The following is a 5135-nucleotide window of genomic DNA, read 5'->3' on the forward strand; positions in this document are numbered from 1 at the left end:
GGGCGAGGATGACCTCGTGTTTCCCAACCGGTGCGGCGACTACGAGGGACATGACGACATGGTCAAGCGCCGCTGCCTGCCGCTGTTTCGCGAGCTGACCGAGGACCCGGCCCACCGACCATGGCGGCGGCGACGCGTGTGTGCGAGGCGGCGTGTACGCATGTCGGGCTGGGCGCGGGCGGCCGAGCGGGACCGCAGGGTCGGTTCCGGTCGGACATGGCGCGCGACATCGCGCTGCTGGTCCGCGGTTCAGCCGCGCGGCTGACGACGGCGGCCGGTCGCGATCTCGCCGGCCTGCAGGTGACGCGGTTGCGCCTGCTCGATGCCGTGCGACTGCACCGGCAGGTGGCATGGTGGGAGTTATACCAGACCTCGATGAGTCCGACTCATAGAGGTCTGGTCCCCGCGACTGCGGGGCGGCGGTCGTCCGCCGAGCCTCATGGGTCATGATCCATGAGACTTGGTATTACCCCGGCCGCATCAGCAATCCTGACCACATCATGCACCCCTTGCCTCCGAATCGCGACGACCCGACCGCGCCGCGAGGTCTTCGGTATCGGTCAAACCGGACGGGCAGGGTCCGAAGCGCGTCTTCGGGCTGTACGGCCATATCATTGCAGGCAGGATCGACCATGAAGGCGCTTGGCCTCATCCCCCTCCTCGCCGCGCCGTTGCCGGGCTCGGCGCAGGTCCTGACGGGCGAACGCCTCTACCAGATCTGTCGCGAGCGGACCTCGGCGGAGTGGCGCGAGGCCGGTCACTGGATCTGCCCGAGCTACATCCGCGGGATCATCGACGGGGCACGGCTCCAGGCGTTGCGCAGCGCAGGCGGCTCGATCCCGGACCACGTCAAGACGCTGATGATCTGCGACCCACCAACCGCCACGGGGGACGAGGCGATCACCTTCGTGGTGCGCTACCTCGAAGCACTGCCCGAGGCCAGGTCGCTGCCGGCTGCGGTCGTGGTGTTCCGGGGGCTAGGCGAGGCGTGGCCTTGCAAGCCGTGACCGGACAGCGCACCGTTCACTACGTCGGCTTCCGCGACGACCGCTACTGGAATGCCTACCGGATCTTCGGTGGCCCGCGCATGATCCACCGGCGCTGGGACTTCTACGCCACACGAGACGTCGGACCTGACGACGTGGTGATCTTCGCCGAGGGTGACGAGCATCAGCCGGTGGCCGCGCGCAATGCCACCGACCTCGACGAGCGGTTCGTGTGACCGATGACCTGTTCAGTCCTGGCGTGTATGGTGCATCATCAATCCTGACTCGTCAGGAGAAGGATGGCCTGTGGCGAGCGTTCTTCACGGCGGTGCCCGCAACCGCGTGCCTCATCCTGAGCCTGTCGAAGGACGAGCCGAACTCCAAGCGTCGCAAGCGAGTGGCCGGACCCTTGCCAGCCAGTACGGCCTGAACCCGAAGACGGTTCGGAGGTGACGCGGCCGGAGCGTGACCTCGGATGCGCCGATGGGGCCGAAGACGCCCGAGAGCACGGTACTGACCCCGGCCGAGGAGGCGATCCGAGTTCCGCCGCAGGACCCTGCTGCCGCTCGACGACGCCCTGGACTGTCTGCGCGACACGATCCCGAGCCTCAGCCGCTCCGCCCTGCATCGGTGCCTGCAACGGCACGGCATCTCACGCCTTCCGGCAGCCGAGACGGCAGAGACGCGCGAACGCTCCAAGACCTACGAGATCGTCTACGTGCAGATCGACAGCTGTGATCTGCGCCACGCCGACGGCAAGCTGATCCTGTTGCCTCACGATCGACCGCGTCTCGAAGTTCACGGACGTCGAGTTTCACGACAGCGCAGGCAAAATGGAAGGATCGGCCTTCCTCAGGAACGTCGTGGCCGCGGTTCCCTACAAGATCCACACGGTGCTGACCGACAACGGCATCGCGTTTGCGGACCTGCCGAAGAACAGGACCGGACCGAGCCGGCAGTTCCTCGGCCCGCACATCTTCGATCGCGTCTGCAACGAGCACGGCATCGCGCATCGTCTGACCAAGCCCTACCATCCCTGGATCAATGATCAGGCCGCGCGCCTGAACCGGACGATCAAGGGCCTGCCCCCACGGAGGCGGGGGACGCGACCGTCAAGGTCTTCCATTACGACGATCTGCAAACATTGCGACGATCTGCAAAGCCTGAAGGCGCATGTCCTGGCCTTCGTCACAGCCTACAACTTCGCCAAGCGTCTCAACGCCCTGCGCTGGAACACCTCGTTCCAGACCATCTGTCAGGCCTGGACCAAAGATCCAGACCGGTTCAGGATCAACCCGCACCACCTCAGCCCGGGACCGCACGCCTAGCCCGTACCGGCCAATTTCGCACAGCGCTCCACAGTCCCGACGCAGCCGCATGTGGCTGATACCACACGGCGGCTGAAGAAATGCAGTCCTCACCCTTACGTAACGATTTGTTAACCAATCCTGCGTCCCGCGCCCTCGACTCGCCTCAGTTGCCCTGCTCAAGGTCAATCGTCACCGGGTCTATGCCGTGGTCTAGTTTGGCACTGGGCGTTCTCGACGCTCCATGTCACCCTAGATCATCGACTAGCTGCCGGTCGTCTTGTGGCCAGGAGCCGGGCATGGCCAGTTCACCTCTCATGTTTGTGCCGGGCGGTCTCGTCGTCGGCGTAAACGGCGACGGCAGCAACACCGCCACGGACAATCAAGCCTCGCTGGTTATCCGCCGGCAGATCACGACGACGGCTCAAAGGCAGCTGGATCGCTCGTGCTGCCCCACACCGCTTCGAACAATGCGACCGGCGCCACGGAGAGCACGATCGAACGAGTGCGCTGGTCGTCGGAAGGGGCAATGCCGCTTTTCGGCGACGGCCAGTCGCTGTTCACCGCCGTCTAAAATGTCGATGCCCCTCAACAGTTCAATGTCAGGCAAGGGCCACGATCGAATTTCCAGTCTACGCGAATGCCACGGCATTTGTAGCATCTCGAAGATTTGGCGTTTCCGGAAACGTAGAGCGCCGCCAGATGGAGGATCATCGAGCAGTCTTTGAGACAAATCTAAAATTTCTAATGACTTAACTACTCTTTCTCGAAAGACCAGCCATGGCATCTTCCTCCACGCCTCAAATGGGCGCTGACGCTCACGATGCAACCGGTTTCGCCAATGTTGCCAGCACATTCCGCTCTGAAGGATACACCTTCGTTGGACAATACATTGATCAATTTTCTGATGCCAATACAGCGGGCTCGCCATCTGTAACGGCCGCTCAGGTTCGGCAGGAGACATCTGCGGGCTTACAGATAATGTCGATATTCCAAACGAACGGAATGTCGAGCAGTACAGGTGCGGGGTATCAGACATATTTCACCGCATCACAGGGAACACATGATGCGACGGAAGCGATAAGTTCTGCTCGGACGCTCGCGCAGCCTGCGGGGTCGGCGATTTATTTCGCGATGGATTTCGATCCCGCCGCCTACGGAGCTGCAGGGTCTGAAAGGCAATTGCTGACGGAGGTACAGACTTATCTTACATCTGTAAGCAACGCTTTCCAAGGGACGGGCTATACCATTGGTGTTTACGGAGCTGGAGACACACTTGCAGCCGCCATAAGAAATAGTTCGACCAGTTCAAATTACAATGCATCTTACACGCCCGTCGCACAATACGGATGGTTAACGCAGTCTTACGCTTGGGCAGGCTCAAATCCGCAGACCGATGCCAATGCGCAAGGTTGGAGTGTCTATCAAAGTTTTCAGACGACTGTGAACGGCGTTGCCATCGATCCCGATACGGCGACGACGAACAACTTCGGGCAATGGACCGTCTGCTTCACGTCCGGCACGCGTATTCGCACCACGCGCGGCGAGGTAGCCGTGGAAGACCTGATCGTCGGCGACCTCGCGGTGACGGCCTCAGGCGGGTGCCGCCCGATCCGGTGGATCGGCCACCGTACGATGGAACCGCGCCGCCACCCCCGGCCTGAGGACGCCCAGCCGATCCGCATCCGCGCCCACGCGCTCGGCGACAACCATCCCGCCCGCGACCTCCTCATCTCCCCCAGGCACAGCATCGCCCTCGACGTGCTCGGCGAGGTGCTGATCCCGGCTGCGGCTCTCATCAACGGCAGCACCATCGTCCAGGAGGACGTGGATAGCGTCACCTACTGGCATGTCGAGTTGGATAGCCACGACCTGCTCGTCGCCGAGAACCAGCCCGCCGAGAGCTACCTCGACCTGGGCAACCGCAACTTCTTCGGCCAAGGCACGGTGATCGACATCGACGCCGTGCCCGACGCGACCGAGGCGGCCGCGCGCACGCATGCGGACTTCTGCCGTCCGTTCCATGATGGAGGCGCCCTGGTCGAGGTGGTGCGGGCGCAGTCGCGCCTTCGCGCCGAGACGCTCGGCTGGAAACGCGTCGAGCCCGACACTTGGGCGGACGTGCATCTGGAAGTCGACGGACGAATCGTGCGGCCCAAGAGCCGCGGCCTCTCGGCCTGCTTCGTGCTGTCGGCCGACGCGCGGGACGTGTGGCTGGTCTGCCCGACCAGCGTCCCGTGCCACGTCAGCGACACGCTGGATGCGCGGGCGCTCGGACTGTGCCTTTCGGGCCTCTCGCTGAACGACGGCCTGGGCGAGGCGCGGCCGGTGGCGCTCGACGATCCTCTGCTGTGCCTCGGCTTCCACGCGATGTCGCCGGGTCACCGCTGGACAGCGGGCCGGGCATGGCTGCCGGCGGCGCTCCTGGAGGGGTTGGAGGGCAAGGTTTTCCTGCGCCTCGATCTCGCCGGGCCTATGCTGCCGCGCTGGATCGCGCCGGCGGTCAAAGCAGACCTTGAGGCCGAGACCACGCGTCGTCTCGGGTCGCTTGCTGCCTGATCGCACGCCGCCCGGTCTGCGATCCGAGGGCTCGGCGTGCGCGCAGGTTCGGTTGAGGCGCGGGTGCTGTACGGGTGCCAGACAACGGCTGCGCAACCGTTCGAGACCGGCATCCAGCGCGTCACGCGCCGTCTCGCCGACGGACTGGTCCGGCGCGGCATCGACGTGGTGCCGGTCGACTGGGGTCCGGTACGCCGGTTGATGCGCGCCCGAGGCCGAAGGCGGCTTTGAGGCGCGGGTGGGCTGGCTGCTGTTGCCCAAGATCCCGATGACGGTGCTGGAC

At 64.2% G+C, this 5135-nt stretch carries 6 protein-coding genes and 1 pseudogene; all 7 read left to right on the forward strand.

Translation table 11 applies throughout. The annotated features are described in order from the left end of the window. On the forward strand, positions 1 to 265 hold a 265-nt coding region (locus ACFE8Y_RS20245), incomplete at its 5' end, for a hypothetical protein (protein ID WP_375466171.1). A gap of 367 nt (positions 266 to 632) precedes the next feature. Then, a complete protein-coding gene (locus tag ACFE8Y_RS20250) occupies positions 633 to 1007 on the forward strand; it encodes a Rap1a/Tai family immunity protein (RefSeq protein WP_375466172.1) in 375 nt (124 codons plus the stop codon). Then, positions 995 to 1222, forward strand: coding sequence for a hypothetical protein (locus ACFE8Y_RS20255; protein WP_375466173.1), 228 nt, complete (start codon positions 995 to 997; stop codon positions 1220 to 1222). The genes ACFE8Y_RS20250 and ACFE8Y_RS20255 overlap by 13 nt, the downstream gene beginning before the upstream one ends. Continuing rightward, entirely contained in the window at positions 1219 to 1416 is a 198-nt protein-coding gene (locus ACFE8Y_RS20260; protein ID WP_375466176.1) for a hypothetical protein, read from the forward strand. The genes ACFE8Y_RS20255 and ACFE8Y_RS20260 overlap by 4 nt, the downstream gene beginning before the upstream one ends. Beyond that, positions 1329 to 2314, forward strand: a pseudogene (locus ACFE8Y_RS20265) (IS481 family transposase). The gene ACFE8Y_RS20260 and the pseudogene ACFE8Y_RS20265 overlap by 88 nt, the downstream one beginning before the upstream one ends. 424 nt (positions 2315 to 2738) lie before the next feature. Beyond that, positions 2739 to 2867: a hypothetical protein gene (locus ACFE8Y_RS20270; protein ID WP_375466174.1), complete on the forward strand. Its 129-nt coding sequence runs from the start codon at positions 2739 to 2741 to the stop codon at positions 2865 to 2867. A gap of 230 nt (positions 2868 to 3097) precedes the next feature. Further along, a complete protein-coding gene (locus ACFE8Y_RS20275) occupies positions 3098 to 4852 on the forward strand; it encodes a Hint domain-containing protein (RefSeq protein ID WP_375466175.1) in 1755 nt (584 codons plus the stop codon). The last annotated feature ends 283 nt before the right edge of the window (positions 4853 to 5135 follow it).

The organism is uncultured Methylobacterium sp. (assembly GCF_964242245.1).
Lineage (GTDB): Bacteria > Pseudomonadota > Alphaproteobacteria > Rhizobiales > Beijerinckiaceae > Methylobacterium.

Bases quoted from the DNA above. Each gene is read 5' to 3' on its own strand.
- ACFE8Y_RS20275 (WP_375466175.1), top strand. From the start codon at position 3,098: ATGGGCGCTGACGCTCACGATGCAACCGGTTTCGCCAATGTTGCCAGC.
- ACFE8Y_RS20250 (WP_375466172.1), top strand. From the start codon at position 633: ATGAAGGCGCTTGGCCTCATCCCCCTCCTCGCCGCGCCGTTGCCGGGC.